At 65.2% G+C, this 21,299-nt stretch carries 18 protein-coding genes; 8 read left to right on the forward strand and 10 right to left on the reverse strand.

Going from position 1 to position 21,299, the window contains the following annotated elements; all coding sequences use genetic code 11:
- The first annotated feature begins 303 nt into the window (after positions 1–303).
- The gene (locus ASR47_RS25120) at positions 304–4,134 is read left to right on the forward strand and encodes an ATP-binding protein (RefSeq protein ID WP_065310522.1); all 3,831 of its coding nucleotides are present in this window, start codon (positions 304–306) and stop codon (positions 4,132–4,134) included.
- Between the two features lie 21 nt (positions 4,135–4,155).
- Positions 4,156–4,554: a DoxX family protein gene (locus ASR47_RS25125; RefSeq protein ID WP_065310523.1), complete on the forward strand. Its 399-nt coding sequence runs from the start codon at positions 4,156–4,158 to the stop codon at positions 4,552–4,554.
- On the opposite strand, the gene ASR47_RS25130 is transcribed toward ASR47_RS25125, so the two are convergent.
- Complete coding sequence (locus ASR47_RS25130; RefSeq protein WP_065310524.1) at positions 4,551–6,773, reverse strand: TonB-dependent siderophore receptor; 2,223 nt, start codon at positions 6,771–6,773, stop codon at positions 4,551–4,553. The genes ASR47_RS25125 and ASR47_RS25130 overlap by 4 nt on opposite strands.
- 228 nt (positions 6,774–7,001) lie before the next feature.
- Between ASR47_RS25130 and ASR47_RS25135 the strand changes: the two genes are divergently transcribed.
- Together ASR47_RS25135 and ASR47_RS25140 are read left to right on the forward strand one after the other, a co-directional pair.
- Complete coding sequence (locus ASR47_RS25135) at positions 7,002–8,066, forward strand: alpha/beta fold hydrolase (RefSeq protein ID WP_065310525.1); 1,065 nt, start codon at positions 7,002–7,004, stop codon at positions 8,064–8,066.
- Between the two features lie 232 nt (positions 8,067–8,298).
- On the forward strand, positions 8,299–8,520 hold the full coding sequence (locus ASR47_RS25140; protein ID WP_065310526.1) for a hypothetical protein: 222 nt from the start codon (positions 8,299–8,301) through the stop codon (positions 8,518–8,520).
- 90 nt (positions 8,521–8,610) lie between these two features.
- Here ASR47_RS25140 and ASR47_RS25145 read toward each other — a convergent pair whose 3' ends face one another.
- The 6 genes from ASR47_RS25145 to ASR47_RS25170 all read right to left on the reverse strand — a co-directional run bounded on the left by ASR47_RS25145 (position 8,611) and on the right by ASR47_RS25170 (position 12,867).
- On the reverse strand, positions 8,611–9,357 hold the full coding sequence (locus ASR47_RS25145) for a glycosyltransferase family 2 protein (RefSeq protein WP_065310527.1): 747 nt from the start codon (positions 9,355–9,357) through the stop codon (positions 8,611–8,613).
- Positions 9,354–9,998 carry a class I SAM-dependent DNA methyltransferase gene (locus ASR47_RS25150; RefSeq protein ID WP_065310528.1) on the reverse strand — a complete coding sequence of 215 codons (645 nt, stop codon included), beginning with the start codon at positions 9,996–9,998 and terminating at the stop codon, positions 9,354–9,356. The genes ASR47_RS25145 and ASR47_RS25150 overlap by 4 nt, the downstream gene beginning before the upstream one ends.
- Positions 9,995–10,765, reverse strand: coding sequence for a PIG-L deacetylase family protein (locus ASR47_RS25155; RefSeq protein WP_245714465.1), 771 nt, complete (start codon positions 10,763–10,765; stop codon positions 9,995–9,997). Before ASR47_RS25155 ends, ASR47_RS25150 begins: the two co-directional genes overlap by 4 nt.
- 1 nt (position 10,766) lies before the next feature.
- Positions 10,767–11,819, reverse strand: coding sequence for an acyl-CoA dehydrogenase family protein (locus tag ASR47_RS25160; protein WP_065310529.1), 1,053 nt, complete (start codon positions 11,817–11,819; stop codon positions 10,767–10,769).
- A gap of 90 nt (positions 11,820–11,909) precedes the next feature.
- Positions 11,910–12,329: a hypothetical protein gene (locus tag ASR47_RS25165; protein ID WP_065310530.1), complete on the reverse strand. Its 420-nt coding sequence runs from the start codon at positions 12,327–12,329 to the stop codon at positions 11,910–11,912.
- Between the two features lie 304 nt (positions 12,330–12,633).
- Positions 12,634–12,867: a DUF3563 family protein gene (locus ASR47_RS25170; protein WP_425402763.1), complete on the reverse strand. Its 234-nt coding sequence runs from the start codon at positions 12,865–12,867 to the stop codon at positions 12,634–12,636.
- Between the two features lie 307 nt (positions 12,868–13,174).
- Between ASR47_RS25170 and fucP the strand changes: the two genes are divergently transcribed.
- Complete coding sequence (gene fucP / locus ASR47_RS25175; protein WP_065310531.1) at positions 13,175–14,479, forward strand: L-fucose:H+ symporter permease; 1,305 nt, start codon at positions 13,175–13,177, stop codon at positions 14,477–14,479.
- Between the two features lie 155 nt (positions 14,480–14,634).
- On the opposite strand, the gene ASR47_RS25180 is transcribed toward fucP, so the two are convergent.
- Complete coding sequence (locus tag ASR47_RS25180; protein ID WP_065310532.1) at positions 14,635–15,528, reverse strand: LysR substrate-binding domain-containing protein; 894 nt, start codon at positions 15,526–15,528, stop codon at positions 14,635–14,637.
- 122 nt (positions 15,529–15,650) lie between these two features.
- Between ASR47_RS25180 and scpC the strand changes: the two genes are divergently transcribed.
- Positions 15,651–17,141, forward strand: a complete 1,491-nt coding sequence (gene scpC, locus ASR47_RS25185) for a succinyl-CoA:acetate CoA-transferase ScpC (protein WP_065310533.1) — start codon at positions 15,651–15,653, stop codon at positions 17,139–17,141.
- 6 nt (positions 17,142–17,147) lie between these two features.
- On the opposite strand, the gene ASR47_RS25190 is transcribed toward scpC, so the two are convergent.
- Positions 17,148–17,804 (reverse strand): TetR/AcrR family transcriptional regulator, encoded by a 657-nt coding sequence (locus ASR47_RS25190; protein ID WP_065310534.1) that lies wholly within the window; start codon positions 17,802–17,804, stop codon positions 17,148–17,150.
- Between the two features lie 312 nt (positions 17,805–18,116).
- On the opposite strand from ASR47_RS25190, the gene ASR47_RS25195 reads away from it, so the two are divergent.
- Together ASR47_RS25195 and ASR47_RS25200 are read left to right on the forward strand one after the other, a co-directional pair.
- Positions 18,117–19,238, forward strand: coding sequence for a M14 family metallopeptidase (locus ASR47_RS25195; protein ID WP_065310535.1), 1,122 nt, complete (start codon positions 18,117–18,119; stop codon positions 19,236–19,238).
- A 10-nt stretch (positions 19,239–19,248) separates the two neighbouring features.
- On the forward strand, positions 19,249–19,713 hold the full coding sequence (locus ASR47_RS25200) for a CYTH domain-containing protein (RefSeq protein ID WP_065310731.1): 465 nt from the start codon (positions 19,249–19,251) through the stop codon (positions 19,711–19,713).
- Between the two features lie 179 nt (positions 19,714–19,892).
- On the opposite strand, the gene ASR47_RS25205 is transcribed toward ASR47_RS25200, so the two are convergent.
- A complete protein-coding gene (locus tag ASR47_RS25205) occupies positions 19,893–21,146 on the reverse strand; it encodes a DUF2863 family protein (RefSeq protein WP_065310536.1) in 1,254 nt (417 codons plus the stop codon).
- Positions 21,147–21,299 lie beyond the last annotated feature (153 nt).

The raw sequence follows: 21,299 nt of genomic DNA on the forward strand, positions 1-21,299 counted from the left end.
GCCGACCATGCGTACTGTCTTCGTCGCTGCGCCTTGCCCTCGACATTTTTCGGACCCGCTTGGCCCGGTGGGCCTGTGCTGGAGACCGAGGCCTCAATCCGTTTTGCGAGTTTCCTGACAGCGTAGGCGAGCTAACTGAACGGCATTGGCCCTGCGGGGTGCTTTTTATTGGGCGGGCGCTTACGGCAAGTAGGCCAACGCGCACTTCTTCGAGCTGCCCGCAAGCCATCGGCCGTCCCGTCATATAATATGGCAGCGAATTCTTGCGCCCACCCGATCCATTTTCTGCCCGGTACAACCTCCGTGACCCAGTCCTCTCTCTTGCCCGCCACGCCCCCGTTAAACCACGACCTCAACTGGCTTTCCGGCGGTGGCGAGATGGGGGCGCTGATCCGCACCATGGACTGGTCAAAAACCTCGCTGGGGCCGCTGGAAAGCTGGCCGCAAAGCCTGCGCACGTCCGTCAGCCTGTGCCTGTCGTCGACCTTTCCCATCCTGGTGGCGTGGGGGCCGCAGGACGTGCAGATCTATAACGATGCGTACCGTCCGATCTGCGGCGCCAAGCATCCCGAATCGATGGGCGAGCCGTTCAAGGTGTGCTGGGCCACCGCCTTGCCGGTGGTCGGCGATGCGTTCGACCGCGCGCATGAAGGCGAGGGCGCGTATATCCGCGACCAGCGCATGTTCCTCGACCGCTATGGCTACCTGGAAGAAGCCTTCATGACGTTCTCGTTTTCGTCGATCCGCGACGAGTCGGGCAAGGTCGGCGGCGTATTCCACCCGATTACCGAGTCGACCGGGCAGGTGCTCAATGCGCGGCGCACGCAGGGCCTGCGCGACCTGAGCGCGGCGATCGGCACGGCGCGCGCGATACCCGAAGTGGGTGCGCAGATGGCCAGCCAGTACGACAGCCTGGCGCTCGATGTGCCTTTTTTGCTGTTCTACCAGATCGACGCCGACAGCGGCCAGGTGCTGCTGCGCGCTAGCGCCGGCCTGCCGGTGGACAGTGCGCTGGCGCCCTCCAGTGCCGCCTTGGACGACGCCGTCTGGCCGTTTGCCGCCACCGCCCGGGCCGGCGTGATGCAGCAGGTCGACGGCCTGGAGGCGCGCTTCGGCCTGGCCGCTTGCGGTCCCTACCAGGAGCTGCCGCGCAGCGCCATGGTGCTGCCGCTGGCCTTGCCGGGCCAGGCGGCGCTGTTCGGTTTCCTGGTGGCCGGCGCCAGCGCCTGCCGCGCGCTGGACGATGATTACTTCAACTTTTATGCGCTGCTCGGCGGCGCCGTCAACACCGCCGTCGGTAATGTGCTGGCGTATGAACGCGAGCAGCGCCGCGCCGAGGAGCTGGCCGAGATCGACCGCTCCAAGACGGCCTTCTTTTCCAATGTATCGCATGAATTTCGCACGCCGCTGACCCTGATCCTGGGGCCGCTGGCCGAGTCGCTGGCCGACACGCGCCATCAGCTCGATCCGGTACAGCGCCAGCGCATCGAGGTCACGCACCGCAATTCGCTGCGCCTGTTAAAGCTGGTCAACTCCCTGCTCGACTTTTCGCGCATCGAGGCTGGCCGGGTGATGGCGACCTATGTGGCGTCCGACCTGCGCCAGGTGACCCTGGAGCTGGCCGGCGTGTTCGAGTCGGCGATGGAAAAGGGCGGCCTGGCCTACACGGTTCACTTGCAGGACCTGGGCGAGCCGGTGTACATCGACCGCGACATGTGGGAAAAGATCGTCTTCAACCTGCTGTCGAACGCCTTCAAGTTCACCTTGCAGGGCGAAGTGGCGGTCACCTTGCGCCGCCACGACGGCATGGCGCGCCTGTCGGTGTGCGATACCGGCAGCGGCATTCCCGCGCATGAACTGCCGCGCATGTTCGAGCGTTTTCACCGCATCGAGGGCGCGCCGGGACGCACCTATGAGGGTACCGGCATCGGCCTGGCACTGATCCAGGAACTGGTGCGCCTGCATGGCGGCACGATCGCCGTGCACAGTGTGGAAGGCGAGGGCACGCGCTTCGATGTCGACCTGCCGTTCGGCAGCGAACACCTGCCGGCCGAACGCCTGGCGCGCCACTTCGATGACGCCAATACGCAGCAGGGCGCCTCGTTTGTCGAGGAAGCCCTGCGCTGGCTGCCCGATGCCGCCGATCCGGCGCCCGCAGCCGCAGCCGCATCGGCTGCCTCGCCAGTCGTTGCCACGGCGCGCGCGCGGCCACGCATCGTGGTGGCCGACGACAACAACGACATGCGCGCCTATATCAAGTCGCTGCTGGGCGCCTATGCCGACGTGACGGCCTGCGCCGATGGCGAGGCGGCGTTCGAGCTGCTGCTGGCCGACCCGCCCGACCTGCTGGTGAGCGACGTGATGATGCCCAAACTCGATGGATTCGGCCTGATCGCCCGGCTGCGCGCCACCGAGTCGCTGCGCCACCTGCCGGTGATGCTGCTGTCGGCGCGCGCCGGCGAGGAAGCCAAGGTCGAAGGCTTGCGCGCCGGCGCCGACGATTATCTGGTCAAGCCGTTTGCCGCCAGCGAACTGCAGGCGAGGGTAGAGCGCCAGCTCGGCCTGGCGCGCGAGCGCCGCCAGCAAAGCCGGGAAGCGCTCAAGCAGGAAGCGTATTTCCGCACCCTCATCGATGCGTCGCCGGTGATGCTGTGGACCACCGACGTGAGCGGCAGCTGCACTTACCTGAGCCAGCGCTGGTCCGACTTTACCGGGCGCCGCCAGGCGCAGGACCTGGGCTTTGGCTGGCTGGAAAACCTGCACGCGGACGATATGGCGCGCACGCGCGAGCAGTTCCTGGCCGCCAATGCCAGCCACGCGCCGTTTTCGTTCGACTACCGGCTGCGCCGCCAGGATGGCCAGTACCGCTGGGCGATCGATATCGGCATGCCGCGGTTTGACGACAGCGGCCAGCCGGCCGGCTATGTCGGCACGGTGATCGACGTGCATGAACTCAAGCTGCTGCAGGAGCGCGCCGAAGCGCTGGCGGGCGAGCTGGGCTTGAAGAACCGCATGCAGAGCGAATTTTTGGTCACCCTGGCGCACGAGCTGCGCAACCCGCTGGCGCCAATACGCACGGGCCTGGAGCTGATGCGCGCCGGCGCACCGGCCGGTACCCACCACGATATCCGCGGCATGATGGAACGCCAGGTCAATCACATGGTGCACCTGGTTGACGATTTGCTGGACATGGCGCGCCTGACCAGCGGCAAGCTGAACCTCAAGCGCGAGGCGGTGACGCTCGATGTGGTGGTCACCCAGGCGATCGAGATCAGCATGCCGCTGGTGACCGCAGGCGGACATCAGCTCGATGTCAAACTGCCGCCCGGCGGCGTGGCGCTGCATGTGGACCGGCACCGGATTGCGCAGGTGCTCAGCAACCTGGTCAACAATGCCGCGAAATATACGCCGCAAGGCGGCGCCATCACTGTCGCCGCGCGCATCGATGCGGTGGCGAAGCAGGTGGTGATCGATGTGCGGGACAACGGCGTGGGCATCGCCGCCGACGTGCTGGCCACCGTGTTCGACCTGTATGCGCAGGCGCCCGGCAGCGAAGGCATGTCGCAGGGCGGCCTGGGGGTGGGCCTGAGCCTGGCGCAGCGGCTGGTGCAGCTGCATGGCGGCCAGGTGGAAGCGGCCAGCGCCGGCATCGGTCACGGCAGCCGCTTTACCGTGCGCCTGCCCTTGTTCGATGGCGATCAGTTGCCCGAGGCGGTGGCGCAAACAGCTGCGCCAGCAGCATCGGCGCCCGCGTCCGCGACCGCGATGCAGGTGCTGCTGGTCGACGACAATGTCGATGCGGCCGAAACCCTGAGCGCGCTGCTCGAGTTCAGCGGCTACGAGGTGATGGTGGCCCATGACGGCGCCAGCGCGCTGGAACTGGCGGCGCAGTCACCGGTGCCGCTGGTGCTGCTCGATATCGGCCTGCCCGACATGGATGGCTATGCGGTGGCGGTGGCCATGCGCAAGATGGACGGCATGCAGCAGGCGACCCTGATCGCGCTGACCGGCTGGGGCAGCGAGCAGGACCGCCTGCGCTCGCAGCAGGCCGGCTTTGACCTGCACCTGACCAAGCCGGTCGACTTCGCGGCCCTGCAAACGACCCTGGCGCAGGTGGCGGCCAGGCAGCCCTAAGCACATTGCGACGGATGCCCGATGACTGTTTTACATGAGCACAAGCCGGGCAGGGGCCAGCTTATCGGCATCGGCTTTGTCTTCCTGTGGTTCTTTATCGGCGGCATCCTGCATTTTGTGGCCACCGACACCGAAGCGACCATCGTGCCGCCGTGGATGCCATGGCCGATGGCGGCCGTGCTGGTCAGCGGCGTGTTCGAGCTGCTGGGCGCCTTCGGCGTCCTGCATCGACGCACGCGCCGGGCGGCCGGCATCGGCCTGTTCCTGCTGACCATCGCCGTCACGCCTGCGCATTTCTACATGCTGCAACGACCTGAACTGTTCCCGGTGCCGCTGTGGGCGCTGTGGCTGCGCCTGCCGATACAGGTGGGCTTGCTGTGGCTGATATGGTGGGGTACCTGGAAGCAGCGCCAGGCCTAGAACTGCGCGCGCAAGCTCACCACCACATTGCGCGGGTCGCCGTAGTAGTAGCTGAGGCCGGTCGCGCCATATTTTTTGTAATACACCTTGTCGGTCAGGTTGTTGACGTTGACCTGCACCGAATAGCCATTGCTCAATTCGTAGCCGGCCATGGCGTTGAAGATGGCGTAGCCGCCCTGCCTGGCGGTCAGGGCGCCGGAACGCACATACGAGTCGTCCTGCACCGCCACGCCGCCGCCAAAGCTCAGGCCTTGCAAGGCGCCGCTGGCGCGGTAGCTGGTAAACAGGCGCAGTTGCTGGCGCGGGTCGATGCTGCGCAGCGGCTGGCCGACGTTGGCCCGGGTGGCGTCGACGAGGTATTTGGTGCGCGTGTTGGTGTAGCCGCCTGTCAGCTGCCAGCCCGGCAGGATCTCGCCGGCCACTTCCAGTTCCCAGCCTTCGCTTTGCGTCTTGCCGTCCGCGATGCGGCAGTAGCCGGTCGGGTTCGATGGGCCGCAAGGATTTTTCGAGCCGATGTCGTCGACCGCGCGGCCTTCGTTATTGATATGGAAGATGCCGGCCGAGGCGGTCAGCTTGCCACCGAAAAATTCGCCTTTCAGGCCCGCTTCATAGTCTTCGCCCGTGATCGGTTTCAACAAGTTGTTGTTGACGTCCTTGACGTTTTGCGGCGTGAAGATTTCCGTGTAGCTCAGGTAGGCGTTGACCTGCGGCGTGATGTCGTAGGTGATGCCGGCAAACGGCGTGATCTCGTGCTTGATTTCATAGTTGGACGCCGGCGTGGCGGGCGCCTTGTAGTCCCACCAGCTGGCGCGCGCGCCGAGGATGACGGCCAGCGGATCGGTGATCGACAGGCGGGCCGTGCCGAACAGGCCTCGCTGGCGCGTGTAGGTCGGCAGCAAGGTATTGGTGGCCGTCACATCCTGGTCGGCATAGCTGGTGTAGGGGTTCCAGTTGCGGATATCGACATTGGTCAATGGATTCAGGTTGAACTTGCCGGCCGTGGCGCGCGCCTTGGTGCGCAGGCTTTCGCCGCCGAACACCAGCTGGTGCTTGCGGCCGAACAGCGTGAACGGGCCGCTGGCGGTCAGGCCGGTGGCTTCCTGGTCGCCGGCGTCGCCGGTGTAGAGCGACGTCGTCACGCCGAACAGATAGGGATTGGTGGTGGACGAGCGCGTGAAATAGCTTTGCTTGAAGCCGTTGTCGTCCATGCGCATGCGCGTGTATTCGCTGCTCAGTTTGACCGTCCACTCGTTAGCGAAGCGATGTTCCAGTTCGACGAAGGCCTGCTGGTTGTAGCGGTTCCAGCGGTTCCAGTCGGCGCCCAGGTAAGTATTGCGCGGCAGGTTCAGCGAGGAGCCGTCGAAGTTGCCCGGCAGGCCGCCCCAGGCGCCGGTGGCGTCGAGGTCGGTATGCTGCAAGCTGGTGGTCAGGGTGGTGTTCTTGCTCAGGTCGATCGCCAGCACGCCGTACAGCACCTTGCGGTTTTCATCCTTGGCATCCTGGAAGAACGTCTTTTTGTCCTTGACGGCGACCAGGCGGCCACGGACGCTGCCGTCGTCATTGAGCGGGCCGGAGACGTCCGCTTCCAGGCGGCGGCGGTCCCACGAACCGAGCGACAGGCCCAGGTTGGCCTGGAAGGTCCTGGTCGGGCGCTTGCGCACCATATTGACGGTGGCCGACGGGCTGCCCGAGCCGCGCAGCATGCCGGAGGCGCCGCGCAGCACTTCTACATGGTCGAGCACGGCGGTGTCGGGCTGGATAAAGATCGAGCCGCCTTGCGTGATCGTCAGGCCGTCGACCTGCATCGCGTCGATCGAATAGCCGCGCGAAAAATACTGCACCCGTTCGCTGTCGACATAATCGACCGTCACGCCCGGCGTGTTCTGCAGCACTTCGTTCATGTCGAAAAACGCCCGATCGTCGAGCAGCTGGCGCGTGATGACGGTGACCGGCTGCGGGATCTCGCGGTTCGACTCAAAACCCTTGAACAGGCTGGACTTGCCGGACGCGAGCGAGCGTGAATTTTCGGTCGAGGTGCCCTTGTCGGCCGTGCCGGTGATGGTGATGGCTGGCATGGTCGCGTCGGTTTCAGCCGTGTCGGCTTGGGCCGATGCCATCGGCAGTATCAGGGTGCTGGCGCACAGCAAGGTGATGCGGGCGGCATGCCGTAAGCGATGCAGGACGAACAGGGGGCGGGCAGTGGCGCGTTGGCGGGACATCAGAACTCCAAAAGCATTGGTAAATAAGAATCTAAATGATAATCACTCGCAATTATAGTTTTTAGCTTGTAACTCTGTCCATCTTGCATGGCATTTTCATGACGATCTGTGGTTTTTGCAGCGCTTGCCGGGCAGGTGTTTTTCCTACGTGGCGCACCGCCAGCCGCCTATCGCCAGACCCCGGGTCCATCGGCATCATGTCATTTCACCAACCGATCAGGAGAAACCATGGACAAGCATGCATCGGACAACAAGGCGCCACGCAGAAGTGGTGGCGCTGGGCGCTGGGCCCTGGGCGCCGCCGCCCTTTGCGCGGCGTGGCTGGTAGTGCGCGGCAAGCGCCGGCAGGCGGAAAGCGCGCATCCGCCGACCGGCGATTTTATCGATGTGAACGGCGTGCGCCAGCATTATTTGAGCCAGGGCGAAGGGCCGGTGGTGCTGCTATTGCACGGCAATGGCGTGATCGCGGAAGATTTTCGCCACGCCGGCCTGCTCGGGCAACTGGCCGCCAACCACCGCGTGATCGCTTTCGACCGGCCCGGCTTCGGCTACAGCGAGCGGCCGCGCGGCACCTGGTGGACTCCCGCCGCCCAGGCCGCATTGCTGGCCGCCGCGCTGGACCAGCTGGGGGTGGAGCGCGCCGTGGTGCTGGCCCATTCCTGGGCCACGCTGGTGGCCATTTCGCTGGGACTGCAACGTCCGCAACTGGTGCAGGCGCTGGTGCTGGCGTCCGGCTATTACTATCCCAGCGTGCGGCTCGATGTGCTGACCGCGACGCCGGCCATTCCCCTTGTTGGTGATGTGTTGGCCCATACCGTGTCGCCCTTGCTGGGACGATTGCTGTGGCCACTCGCGATCAGGCGCGCGTTCGCGCCGTCGCCGGTGCCCGACAGCTTCAGGCGCCTGTCGCCGTGGATGGCGCTGCGGCCCAGGCAGCTGCGCGCCGAAGCGGAGGAAACGGCGATGATGATACCGAGCGCGGCCATGCTGCAGGCGCATTATCCGCAGCTGCGCATGCCGGTGGCCATCGTGGCCGGCGACGCTGATGCGATCGCCAGCGCGAAGCACAATTCGGTGCGCCTGCAGCGCGATATCGACGGCAGCGAGCTGACCCTGTTGCCGGGCGAAGGCCATATGATCCAGCACCTGTCGCAGCAGGCGCTGGTGGAGGCGGTGGAGCGGCTGGAGCGCGAAATGGAAGAGCCTGAATCCGAAGCGGCTGGCTTTTTCGGCCATCAGGGCAACGGTGCCATGCAGCCCGGCGCGGCAGGGCAGGCTTATACCAAAACATGAGCCGGCCATACCGAAGTGCGAGTGCAATTGATGGCCATTGCGCTAAGAGCCTATCCCAGTAGTGAGCGTCTTCTGCTTGCAGCTCATCAGGAGCGCGGACAAGGCGTGAGGAGGCGGCATGGCGAGCCATGCAACGACGATCAACGCATTCCCCGCTTTTGAGGGAGCGCATCTGCCTGAACCTGCGGGACGACATCGTCAGCCGCGCCACGATGCAGCAGGTGCAGACATCGTGGAATACCCTGCACCGCAGCATGCGACGCTGAGCCTGGCGCGCAGCCTGCGCCTGGCCGCTACCGGCCCGGCGATCGACGCCGCGCTGTCGCGCTGGCAGTGCCAGGCGCTGCGCCACGGCAGGCAGATGAGCGGGTGGGGCATCGCCTTGGGCGAACGCATCATGGCTTTGCCGCGGCAAGGCGCATCGGAAGGCCAGCCGCGCGAGGGCATGTTTTAGCCTGGTTACCTCGGAATCGTTGGGAGCAAGGAAAAAAGCGACGCCGGCGCGGTGTGCTGACACGCTGGCGAGCAACAGCTCAATTGCCCTTTACACACTGAGCGCCGGCGTCGTCGAGGCGACGAGTCCTTCAATCGCCTCCGTCACCGTCATCGCCCCCACCACCTGCAGCAAGGTATCGCCAAAGCCGCCCCTGGCCCTGGCGTCGCGGCGGGCGCTGGTGGTCACGCGCGGGGCGGCGCTCCAGGCGATGCGCGCGCCTGTCTCTTGCAGGGCGGCCACCAGCGCCACGTCTTCGCTGCAGGCCAGCGGCGCAAAGCCGCCGGCGCGCCGGTAGGCCTGGGCGCAGACGCCCAGGTTGGCGCCGTGGACATGATGGTGGCCGTCGGCGTCGGTGTAAGTGCTGGCAAAATGCGCGCGCAGGGCGCCGGCACGCTCTGCGTGCGGCGACCAGTCGTCGATGGCGATGGTGCCGCAGACGGCGTCGGCATCCAGCTGCAGCTGGCTGCGCAGCCAGTCGGGCGCGACGCAGGTGTCGGCATCGGTAAAGGCCAGCCAGCGCGCGCCGCGTTCGAGCAACAGTCTGGCGCCGGCGGCGCGCGCCGCGCCCACGTTGCGCGCGTCGATGGCGATGCAGTCGAGGCGCCAGCGCGCATCGGCCTGCATGGCGTGTTCGAGCACGATGCGTTGCGAGCGGTCGCTGCAGGCGTCGAGCACGATGACGATGGAGACCGCTTCGCCGCCGAGCGCGTCGCAGGTGGCGGCGGCCGTCAGCGCCTCCAGGCAGGCGGCCAGGCAGGCCTCTTCATTGTGCACCGGAACCACCACGCCGATCACGCGAAACCTTCTTTCTGCGCCACCGAGCGCGCGTCGTTGGACCAGACGCCGAGCAGGAAATCGCTTTCCTCGTGGCGTACCAGGCAGTGCAGGCCGGGCGCATGCTGGAAGGCGTCGTGCACGCGCACGGTCGACAGGATGCGCTGCGCAAACGGCGCGCGCCAGTGGCACAGGGCGATCGTGCCGCCCGGCGCCAGGCTGGCCACGGCCTGCTCGGCGACCAGCGCCAGTTCCTCGGCCGACAGGTAATAGGCGATCTCGCTGATGACGATCAGGTCGAATTTGTCGGCGCTCTTGCCGGTGCGCGGCCAGTCCTGCGGCAACTGGTGGCGCGCCAGCGTGACATGGCCTGCCGGCCCGGCGGCGTCGAGCCGTTGCTGCGCCAGCAGCAAGGCCTGCGGCGACAGGTCGGCCGCCAGCACGCGTTCGCAGCGGCGCGCCAGTGCCAAGGTCAGTTCGCCATTGCCGCAGCCCGGTTCGTACGCGTGGCGGTAGTGCTGCTGCGGCAGGCAGGCCAGCAGCAGTGCGCGCTTGCGCGCTTCATACCAGCGCTGGCGCACCAGCCAGGGATCGGCAGCGTCGCGGTACAGCTGTTCAAAGTAGGCGCCGCGTGCCTCAAGCGTGTTCGACGTCGGGTTCATCGGAAATACACCTCGTACGGATGGAGCAGGCGTTGCAGCGCATGCGGCGCCAGGATCGCCTCCTGGCCGGTGGAGTGGTCGGCACCGAGCTGGCTGGCGAAGCAGCGCATGGCGTCGCGCTTGCGCTGCAGCACATCGTCGGACAAGGCCAGGCGGCGCGCGCGCCGCCACGGCACGCGCGCGTCTGCCGGTGCGGCCCAGTGCCAGGTCCAGACCGGCATTTCCACCAGCATGGCGCCGCAGTTGCGCGCCGCCAGGGCGCACGCCTGGCCGCACGCTTCATGGTCGGGGTGGCCATCAAAACGCCAGGTGGTCAGCACGGTGTCGCCGGGGCGCACGATATCTTGCAGCACGGCGGCCAGCAGCTGTACTCTGCCGGCCAGCCCGCCATCGGGCAGGCCCAGGCGCAGCCATGACGGCGCCACGCCCAGGGCGCCAGCCGCCAGCCGCGATTCCTCGGGGCGCACGCGGCACAGCCGCTCTTTCGGCCACAGGACGGAGCCCGGGTGGCTGCCGCCGCCGTCGGTGACGGCCACCAGCAATACCTCGCTGCCCTGCGCCGCCAGCAGCTGCAGCAAGCCGCCGCAGGCCAGGACTTCGTCGTCCGGGTGGGGCGCGACGACGACCGCGCGGGTGCTGCCTGGCACCAGTTCGCGGGCCGTCACCGGTGGCAGGGCCGCCAGGCCGGGCCAGGCCTGCCAGGCGGCGTCCGGCGTGCCCGCGCCCTCGATCCGGCGCTCTTGTTCGGCGATCATCTTCAAGTGCATGTCACAAGCTCCATGGATGGTCGGCCACGCCGGCGACGCCGGCCACGATCGTGCCCAGGGTGGCCTGGTCGCGTTCGGCATGGCTCTGGCGCAGCAAGACCGGCAGATCGGCGGCCAGGCGCGCGAAGTGCGCATTGCGGCACAGCGGGCCGGCGCCCAGGGCGCGCGTGGCCAGTCGCAGCACCACGGTGGCGCAGTCTTCGGCGGCCAGGCGCAGGCGCAGCGCGGTGGCCATCGCATCGCGCTGAGGGTGCTGGTCGATCTCGCGCGCGCCTTCGCGCAGCAGGGCGCCGGCGGCGCGCAGTGCGCAGTCGATCTGCCCCAGCTGCGCCAGGCGCAGCGGGTCGGGCGCCGCCGCTTGCGCCGCGCGCGCATGCAGGTAGCCGGCCATCGCGCAGGCGGCGCCATACCAGCCGGCCGCGATGCCGGCGCCGCCATGCCAGAAGCCGGGCCGGGCCAGGTAGGCGCCCGGCGCGCCGACGGGGGTCGCATGGGCCGATGAAAACACCACGTCGACGCTGGCGCTGCCGGCCATGCCGACCGCCTGCCAGCCCTCCTGCGTCACCTGCACGCCAGGCTGCGCCAGCGCCACCGATGCCAGGCAGGCCTCGCCGGCCTCGTTCCAGCAACTGACCAAAGCGTGGCTGAGTCCGGCCGCACCCGAGCACCAGGCCTTGCGGCCCGTCAGTTGCCAATGGCCTTGCGCTGTTTTGCGCAGTGCGAGGCGGGCGCCGGGCATCTCGGCGCACCACACGCCCCAGCTGCTGCCGGGCGCGGCGCCGGGGCCGTCGATTTCGGCCAGGATCGCCAGCGCGTCGGTGTGGCCTTCGTAGAGTTTGAGCAGCGCCAGGTCGACCCCGGCAATGGCCGCCAGCGCCTGCCAGCGCTGCAGGGTGGCGCCATGGCCGGGCAGGGGAAGCCGGTCGAGCCCGGCGGCTATCAGGCGGCGCAGGCCGTCGATCGGCGGCAGGGAAGTGTCCGGCCCCAGCAGGGCGGCCAGCGCCGCGCTGCCGAAGGCGTCATTCGATGGGGTGGTGGCGGTGTTGAAAGACATGGCAAGCTCCTGTTTTTCAACAGCCTAGCTTTGTCTTTTTGCAATGTATGTACGATCCTGCACAGTGCCGGAAAACAGGCAAACTGCAGGCTACACGGCGCAGGCTGGTCTGCCTCGTTCCAGTGCTTGCCGCAGCGCCGCCAGCAAGCCAGGCAAGGCCTCAGCTAGCGCCGCCAGGCTGGCTTCGGGCAGGTCGGCGTGCGCCTCGCGCAGGCCTGAAGGCTGGCCCCAGGCCACGCTGGCTTCGAGCCGCACTGCGCCATCGAGGCCGGCGGCGCTGACCAGCAGGGCGACTTCCTCGGGCTGATCGTCGGGCACATCGTCAAGCAGGCAGGAAATGCCGAAGTGGTAGCGCAAAAAGGCGCTGTCGCTGCCGGTGGAAAAGGCGAACACCGAGGCCAGCACGTTGGGAGCGGCCGCGTTCAGGCGCGGCAGCGCCTGCTGGAACAGTGGCAGCAGTTGTGCTTCGAGCGCGATGACGAGGGGATGGGTATGGCTCAGGACGGTCATAAGGTCTGCAAGGCGGCTGGCCGGATTGCAGCCCGGACGGTAGTGGTGGCGCGACGGCGACGTGAAAACGCCATCGGTAGTATCTCGTAGTAAAACTAGCAAAACTTTGACACTGCGACTGAAAATGCAGTGATGCGGCGCAACATGATCGATCTTGCAAGCTTGCATTTTATCGCCTGCCTAGCCCATCCTGGGCTCAAGCCGGACGGCGAGCAGGATGGTGCTATCGCGACTGTCGCTGGCGCACCGGGCGCGGACAGGGGTGGTGCTGCTTGCTACAGGTAAAGCGCTGTTACCGTATTGCTTAACGACCCAGGCCGCTCATCCAGCTTGGCTGCGGGTGGGCGCGCGACAGTTCACGCATGCGGTATTCCAGGTCGTAGCGGTCGGTCGATTCGGCCAGGTAGGCTTCTTCGTAAGCGCGCTCGCGGTGATCGGGACCTTGCGAAAGGAAGGCGCTGATGCCTTTGACGATGCTGGTCAGGGTGGCGACGATGTTGTTCGATGGGGTGCTGTGATACATGAAAGTGGTCGACATGGCAGGCTCCGGTTAGTTGGGGTGTAGCAACTGCTGCACCGCAACATAAGTATAGCCATTTCAAGTTATAAGTATACTTTTGATTTCAAATGTCAGCTATTCAATTATCGAATAATGGTGTCGCAAGCTGTGCTATCCGGGGCTTTCAGGCATAATGCAACCATAATGAAGTAGTATTACTACGACACTGGAATGCTGGCTGATGTTGTTTTCAGACCCCGATGCTGTGTGACCCGCTGTGCGGTGCATGACAGATATAAGGCAACTGCAAGACGACACTATTTGTGGTACTGACAATGGAGAAGGTATGGAATATGTAAAGCAAGGCCAGGGCGCGCGCGCCACGGCCGGCGCGCAGAACAATACGGGCGCCCTGGTGATTGTCACGGTGCTGTTTTTCATGTGGGGACTGCTGACATCGTTGAACGATGTGCTGATTCCCCATTTGCGCTCGATCTACACGCTGACCTATGTGCAGGCGATGCTGGTGCAGTTCTGTTTCTTTGGCGCCTACGCCATCGTCTCCATGCCGGCCGGCGCGCTGATCAAGCGCATCGGCTACCAGCGCGGCGTGGTTGCCGGCCTCCTGATCGCCGCCGCCGGTTGCGCCATGTTCTACCCGGCCTCGACCGGTAGCTACGCGCTGTTCCTGCTGGCCTTCTTTATCCTGGCGTCCGGCATCACGGTGCTGCAGGTGGCGGCCAATCCCTATGTGACCGAACTGGGCGACCCGCAGACGGCGTCGAGCCGGCTGACGCTGACGCAAGCGTTCAACTCGCTCGGCACCACGGTGGCGCCGACCCTGGGCGGCATCCTGATCCTGTCTGGCACGGTATTGACGGTCGAGCAGTTCGACCTGCTGCCGGCGGCCGAGCAACTGGCGTACCGCGCCAAGGAAGCGGCCGCCGTGCAGGGCCCGTACCTGGCGCTGGCGGCCACGTTGGTGGTACTGGCGGTGCTGTTTGCGCTGGCCAAACTGCCGACCATTTCGCATGCCGACGATGCGGCAAGCCTGTCGCGCGACGGCCACAAGGTCTCGATCTGGTCGCACCGCCACCTGGTGCTGGGCGCGGTGGCGATCTTCCTGTACGTGGGCGGCGAAGTGAGCATCGGCAGCTTCCTGATCAACTTCCTGGGCGAGAAGCATATCGCCGGCCTGACGGCCGCCGACGCCGCGCATTTCGTCAGCTTCTACTGGGGTGGCGCCATGCTGGGCCGCTTTGTCGGTTTCGCCGTGATGCGTTATGTGAGTCCGGGCAAGACCCTCGCTTTCAACGCCGCCATCGTGATCGCCCTGATCCTCGTTGCCGTGTTCGGCACGGGCCACACCGCCATGTGGGCGTTGATCGCTGTCGGCCTGTTCAATTCCATCATGTTCCCGACCATCTTCAGCATGGCGCTGAACAAGCTGGGCGCGCAGACCGGCCAGGGTTCGGGCATCCTGTGCATGGCCATCGTCGGCGGCGCCATCGTGCCGTTCATCCAGGGTTTCCTGGCTGACCACATGAACTTGCAATTGTCGTTCCTGGTGCCGGCGCTGTGCTACACCTTCATCCTGTACTTCGGCTGGAAATACGCCAGCATGTACAGTAACGATGCGACAGCGAAATAAGCGCGTCGGTCGGATTAGCCCGCAGGACGTAATCCGACAATATTGTTGGCCTCATCGGCGTTGTCGGATTACGGCGCTTCGCGCCTAATCCGACCTACGCCACTTGCAATCACGCATGCAATAACAAGAAGGTGGCCTCGGCCACCTTTTTGCATTCACGGCGCGAGTTGCGTGCCCAGCACCTCCTGGCACACGGCCAGCCAGGCGCGCGCCGCATGCGACAGATAATGCCCGTTCCAGATATGCGCGACCTGCCACGCCAGTTCCGGCTCGACGATGCGCACCGCCGCCAGCGGCGCTCCGGCCAGGCGGTGCATGAACGGTTGCGGCAGCAGTGCCACGCCGAGGCCGGCCGAGGCCATGGCGACCAGCCAGTCCCACTGGCCGCTCTGGGCCGCGATCACCGGCGTGAAGCCGGCCAGCGCGAACTGCTGGCGCAGGCTGCGCGTGAGGGCAAATTCGTCTTTCAGCAGCACCAGCGGCAACTCAGCCAGCGCCTTGAACGGCAGGGTGGTGCGCTGCTGCTGGAAGGTGCCCGGTTCGGCCAGCGCCCAGATCGGATAGCTGGCCACCTGCACCGTCACCAGGTCCAGCGCTGGATCGGCCGGCAGCACCGTCATGCCGATTTCCAGTTCGCCGGCGGCCACCTTGCGCTCGATCTGCTGGCCGGTGTCTTCCTGCAAGGTCAGGGCGACCTGCGGATGGCGCGCGCGAAACGCCTTCAGCACCGGCGTGAACAGCACGTTGATCATCGGCGGGATGCCCACCGTCAGGCTGCCGCGCGCCAGCGCCTGCGTGTCGCGCACTTCCAGGGTCAGCTGGCGCATGCTGGCCAGCATTTCCTGGCCATGCTGGTAGACGATGCGGCCCGTATCGGTCAGGCTCAGCTTGCGCCCGTCGCGCACCAGCAGCTGGGCGCCAACCTCGTCTTCGAGCTGGCGCACCATCTTGCTGATGGTCGATTGCGTCAGGTGCAGCGATTCGGCCGCCTGCGTAAAGCTCGACAGGCGCACGGTTTCCACGAAATAGCGCAGGGAACGGATATCCACGGTAGAGGTACCTCAAAGCATGAAAATTGCGACTGGATATGCCGCAATTAATTCATGTCATGCATGTATCGTGGATTTTATACTGAAGCGGCCAGCTATTCCAGGCGTCACAGGAGACCACGATGTACCAGGACCGCATACGCCACCCGGGCTTGCTCGACAAAATCATGAGTGCCGACCAGGCCGCCACCTTGTTCCACAACGGCATGCGCGTCGGCATGAGCGGTTTTACCCGCGCCGGCGACGCCAAGGCGCTGCCGCGCGCGCTGGCCGAACGCGCCCGCCGGGAGCCGTTGAGCCTGACCCTGATCACCGGCGCCTCGCTGGGCAACGGCAGCGACGGCCTGATGGCCGAGGCGGGCGTGCTGGCGCGCCGCATGCCGTTCCAGGTCGACCCTGTGTTGCGCGGCAAGATCAACAACGGCGAGGTGATGTTCGTCGACCAGCATCTGTCGGAAACGGCCGAGCAACTGCGCTCGGGCAACCTGGCCGCCGTCGATATCGCGGTGATCGAGGCGACCGCCATCACGGCGGCCGGCGCCATCATTCCGACCATGTCGGTGGGCAATTCGGCCGCCTTTGCCCAGCAGGCCGCGCAGGTGATCATCGAGATCAACCTGTCGACGCCGCTGGCGCTGGAAGGCCTGCACGACATTTATATTCCGCAAGCTTTACCCGGCCGCGCGCCGATTCCGCTCACGCGCGTCGACCAGCGCCTGGGCGGCACGGCGATCGCCATCGACCCGGCGCGCATTGCCGCCATCGTCATCACCGACAGTCCGGACAGTCCGTCGAATGCCTTGCCGCCCGACGCCGAAACGCAGGCCATCGCCGGCCACGTGATCGCCTTTTTGCAAGGCGAAGTGGCGGCCGGGCGCATGGGCCCGGAGTTGCTGCCCTTGCAGGCCGGTATCGGCACCATTGCCAACGCCGTGCTGCATGGCCTGATCGGCTCGCCCTTCCGCAACATGACGATGTATTCGGAAGTGCTGCAGGACAGCGCCATCGCGCTGCTCGATTCGGGCCAGCTGGCGTTTGCCTCGGCCTCGTCGATCACCCTGTCGGCCAGCATGCACCAGAAGCTGATGAACAATATCGATCATTACCGCTCAAAAATCGTGCTGCGCCCGCAGGAGATCAGCAACCACCCCGAGATCGTGCGCCGCCTGGGCATCATCGCGCTGAACACGGCGCTGGAATTCGACATCTATGGCAACGTCAATTCCACCCATGTATGTGGCACGCACATGATGAACGGCATCGGCGGCTCGGGCGACTTTGCGCGCAACGGGCAACTATCGATGTTTGTCAGCAAGTCGGCGGCCAAGGGCGGCAAGGTGTCGAGCGTGGTGCCGATGGTCTCGCATGTGGACCATACGGAACATGACGTCGATGTGCTGGTGACGGAATGGGGCTATGCCGACCTGCGCGGCCTGGCGCCGCGTGAACGGGCGCCGCTGATCATCGAGCGCTGCACGCACCCTGATTACCGGGCGCCGCTGCGCGCCTATTTCGAGGCGGCCTGCCAGCGTGGCGGCCACACGCCGCATCTGCTGGAGCAGGCGCTGTCATGGCATGCGCGCTACCGGCAAGGCGGCGGCATGCTGGCCTAGGGCCAATCAGGGCGCAAAGCGCAGCCGTAAGCCTTCGATTACCACCGCCAGCAGGTCCTCCAGATGGTCGTCCAGCGCCAGGTGCGGCGTCCACAAATCGGCTTCGTCCATCACGATGCGCAGCGACACCAGGCCGTGCAGCGCTTGCCAGAAGATCTGCGTCATGGCGTGCAGCGCCGCCTCGCCCGCGCGCACCTGGCCGCCGTGCGCCAGTTCGCCGAACAGGTGCAGCGCGTAGGCATACGGGTCCTGCTCGGTATTGCCGCGTTCCACCTCGACCGCCTTGATGGCGGCGTGCGGGCGCAGTTCCATGAACAGCAGCGCATATTCGTCGCGGTGGCGCAAGCCATACTGCACATAGGCGCGTCCCATCAGGGCGATGCGCTGCCAGCCACCGCCGCCTGCGTCGCTGGCGCTGCGCATGGCCTGCACCAGCGCCAGCATATCCTTGTTCATCGCCTGGCCGATCAGGCTGGCCTTGTCGCGGAACAGGGCGTAGACGACGGTGGTGGAAAAGCCGGCCGCGTCGGCCACCTTGCGGATCGAGACGGCGCGCGCGCCGCCTTTCTTGATAAGGTCCTTGACTACCGCGATGATATGTTCGCGGCGTGCCTGCGCTTCGCGCAACTTTCTTTCCTGGATATTGCTTAACTTCTTGTCCACACTCTTTCCTGATAATCCACACCAAAGAGACAATTATAGGGCGCGGACGGGGCCTGCAATGTTTCCAGCGTTGTTACAATTCAATTTTTTACACGGCCGCTTTCGCGGCTGGCCGTTTTTTCTCGGTGCCGCCATGCGGTTTGCCAAAGATGCCGCGGATTGGTGCAAAAATGCACCGGCCAGGCTTTGCGAATCAGGCCAAAGGGCGGAAAATGGCGGGATCGCTTACACTGCGTTTTTGCCGTTGCGGCGCACTCCAGCAGACTGCGCCGTGGCACTGACAACGCCTTTATATCACTACGGGATCGTTACATGACCATTAAAATCAGCCAGCATTTCGACTCCGGCGCCATCGAGGTGGTGAACGCCGCCAGCGCGGGCGTCATCGACCTGAATTTGCGCAAGGACAGCCACGCCGACATCCACCAGTGGTTCCATTTCCGCCTGCAAGGCGCGCGCGGCCAGGCCTGCACCCTGCGCTTCCTGAACGCCGGCCAGGCCACTTATCCGGCCGGCTACGAGGGCTACCAGGCGGTGGCCAGCTACGACAGCGAAAACTGGTTCCGCGTGCCCACCAGCTTTGACGGCCAGGTGATGACGATCACGCATACGCCCGAACTCGACAGCGTGTATTACGCGTATTTCGAGCCGTACTCGTGGGAGCGCCATCTGCGCCTGCTGGGCGAGGTGGCCGAGCATCCGCTGGCGCGCGTTTCCGACCTGGGCAGCACGGTTGACGGGCGCGACATGAACCTGGTCACCATCGGCAACCCGCAGGCGGAGAAGAAAATCTGGATCATCGCGCGCCAGCACCCCGGCGAGTCGATGGCAGAATGGTTTGTCGAAGGCCTGATCGACTCCCTGCTCGACGACGCCAACCCGATCGCGCGCAAGCTGTTGCAGCGCGCCGTGTTCCATATCGTGCCGAACATGAATCCCGATGGCTCGATCCGCGGCAACCTGCGCACCAACGCGGCCGGCGCCAACCTGAACCGCGAATGGATGACACCGTCGCTGGCTGCCAGCCCGGAAGTGCTGTGCGTGAAAAACAAGATTCACGAAACCGGCGTCGACATGTTCTTCGACATCCACGGCGACGAAGCGCTGCCGTACAACTTTGTGGCCGGCAACGAGATGCTGGAGAACTTCACGCCGGAGCAAGCCGCGCACCAGAAGGCCTTCATCGAGCGCTACAAGCAGGCCAGCCCCGACTTCCAGGACAAGTTCGGCTACGCCGCCAGCAAGTACAAGTCCGACATGCTGACCCTGGCTTCGAAATACATCGGCCACCACTTCGGCTGCCTGGCGCTGACGCTGGAAATGCCGTTCAAGGAGAACGCCGACCTGCCCGACCCGGCGGTGGGCTGGAACGGCGCGCGCAGCGCGGCCCTGGGCGCGGCCATGCTGCAGCCTATCTTGCTGTCGCTCGGCTGAGGGCGTGATCATGGGCGTCGAGATCGAACGTAAATTCCTGCTTGCCAATGACGACTGGCGCGAGTTGGCCGACCCGGAACTGCTGCGCCAGGGCTATCTGTCGTCCACGCGCGAACGCGTGGTGCGCGTGCGCATCGAAGGCCACCACGCCATGCTGACCATCAAGGGCCCGAACGTGGGCGCCAGCCGCGGCGAATGGGAGTATCCGATCCCGCTGGCCGATGCCAACGAGCTGCTCGACGGCCTGTGCGAGCAGCCGCTGATCGAGAAATACCGGCGCCGCATCATGTATGCCGGCATGGTGTGGGAAGTCGACGAGTTCCTCGGTGCGAACTTCGGCCTGGTGGTGGCCGAGATCGAACTGCATTCGGAAGACCAGCCGTTCGACAAGCCCGACTGGGTCGGCGAGGAAGTGTCCGATGATGCGCGCTATTACAACGCGAACCTGATACGGCATCCGTATTCGCAGTGGTGATGGCGATGCTTGGAATGTAAAAAAGGCGGAACCTCGGTTCCGCCTTTTTTTGTCATGCGATAACGGTGTTGTCGGATTACGCTACGCCTAGGCGGCCCCGCTAATCCGACCTACGAACCCTTGCAGCATCGTAGGTCGGATTAGCGCACAGCGCGTAATCCGACACCACCGTTGGCTCATCAATGAAAATGCTCGGTCCCTTGCGGCGTATCTTCCGGCATTTCCGCATGCGCCAATTCGCCCACCGGGTCGGCAAACAATGGCGCGCCGCAGTCGTCGCAGTATTCGCCCACGTAGCGTTCGGCATGGCGCTTGATCTGCGTGATGCCGGCCGCGTTCAGGTGTTCGATGATTTCATCGACCGGCGTCTTCTGCTTGTCGAGCGCGGCGATGCCGACCTGGATCAGGCCTTCGATCGGCGTGCCGTCCTCGTCTTCCTGGCCATACAGCGGCCAGACGATGCCGTAAATTACTTCCGGCGCCTGGCGCAGGGTAAACGCGATGCGGTATTCGTCGACCTGGCCGTCGTTTGACTCTTCGCCGAAGCCGGCGATCACGGCGCGCAGTTCCGACGGTTCGATCGCCAGCGTGTGCGTCAGGTAATGCACGGCGGCGCGCACCGAGACCGGGCGGATCAACTTGTCCGCTTCGCGGCAGGCCACGTAATACGCTTCGGGCAGCAGCAGCTCCAGGCCGCAGCCGGGCAGCAGGCGGGCGATGGTCGGCGTGGCCTGCACGCGCCATTGATCGAGCGCCGCGCTGCGTTCGACGATAAAGTCGTTCTGCAGCGCCGGCACCTGCCAGCGAAACAGCGGGCTGCCTGCCGGGGCCACCACCGCCACCAGCAGGTAGCGCGTATCGGCCAGGAAGGGCGCCGTTTCCGGCTCCTTGCTTGACGGTTTCAACGTCGAGCCTTTCAGCGCGGCCTGCGCCAGCTTTTGCGTCTTGGCATAGGTTTCAACGTGGCTGCGCGGCAACTGGTCGATCGAGTACAGGGTCGGCGCCATCGCCATTTTGGTGCCCTCGGCCAGCAGGTGGGCGGCAAAATGCATCGACAGCACGCCATGCGCATCGGCGGCAATGCTGCCCGAGGCGATCGAGAAGCGCGTCCAGGCCAGGATCGGCACGGCCACCAGCAGCGCGTCGTAGCGCACGTCTTCATGCACGATGACGGTGCTTTCGCTGACGGCTTCGACGCCGTCCATCAGCACGTCGTAGGCGTTCAGGTCTTCCTTGAACAGGCTGCCCAGGGTGTTGTCGATGGTGTCCTGATGACCGGTCTTGAGTAACTTCTGGAGCTGCGTATCCAGGCTGTGTTCCCAGGAGCGCTCTTCGAGACGGCTCGCTGCCTGCACGATCGCCTGGGCAAAGGTAACCAGGCGCTGGCTGTCGGCAGTCAGTTTATGGGATGAATCTTTTGAAGGACGACGCATAGCGGGATAAGAGTCTCGGAAAGTGAAAAAAATGGATCAGTCAAACAATGATAACCCTTATAACCGTATTGTAGAGGATAAGGCCACACGGATGCACAAGCTGAATGCAGATCATGGCGCTTGCCGCGATTTCAAGTCTGCACACGGAAAATA

It is taken from the genome of Janthinobacterium psychrotolerans (genome assembly GCF_001677885.1).
Classification (GTDB): Bacteria; Pseudomonadota; Gammaproteobacteria; order Burkholderiales; family Burkholderiaceae_D; genus Janthinobacterium; species Janthinobacterium psychrotolerans.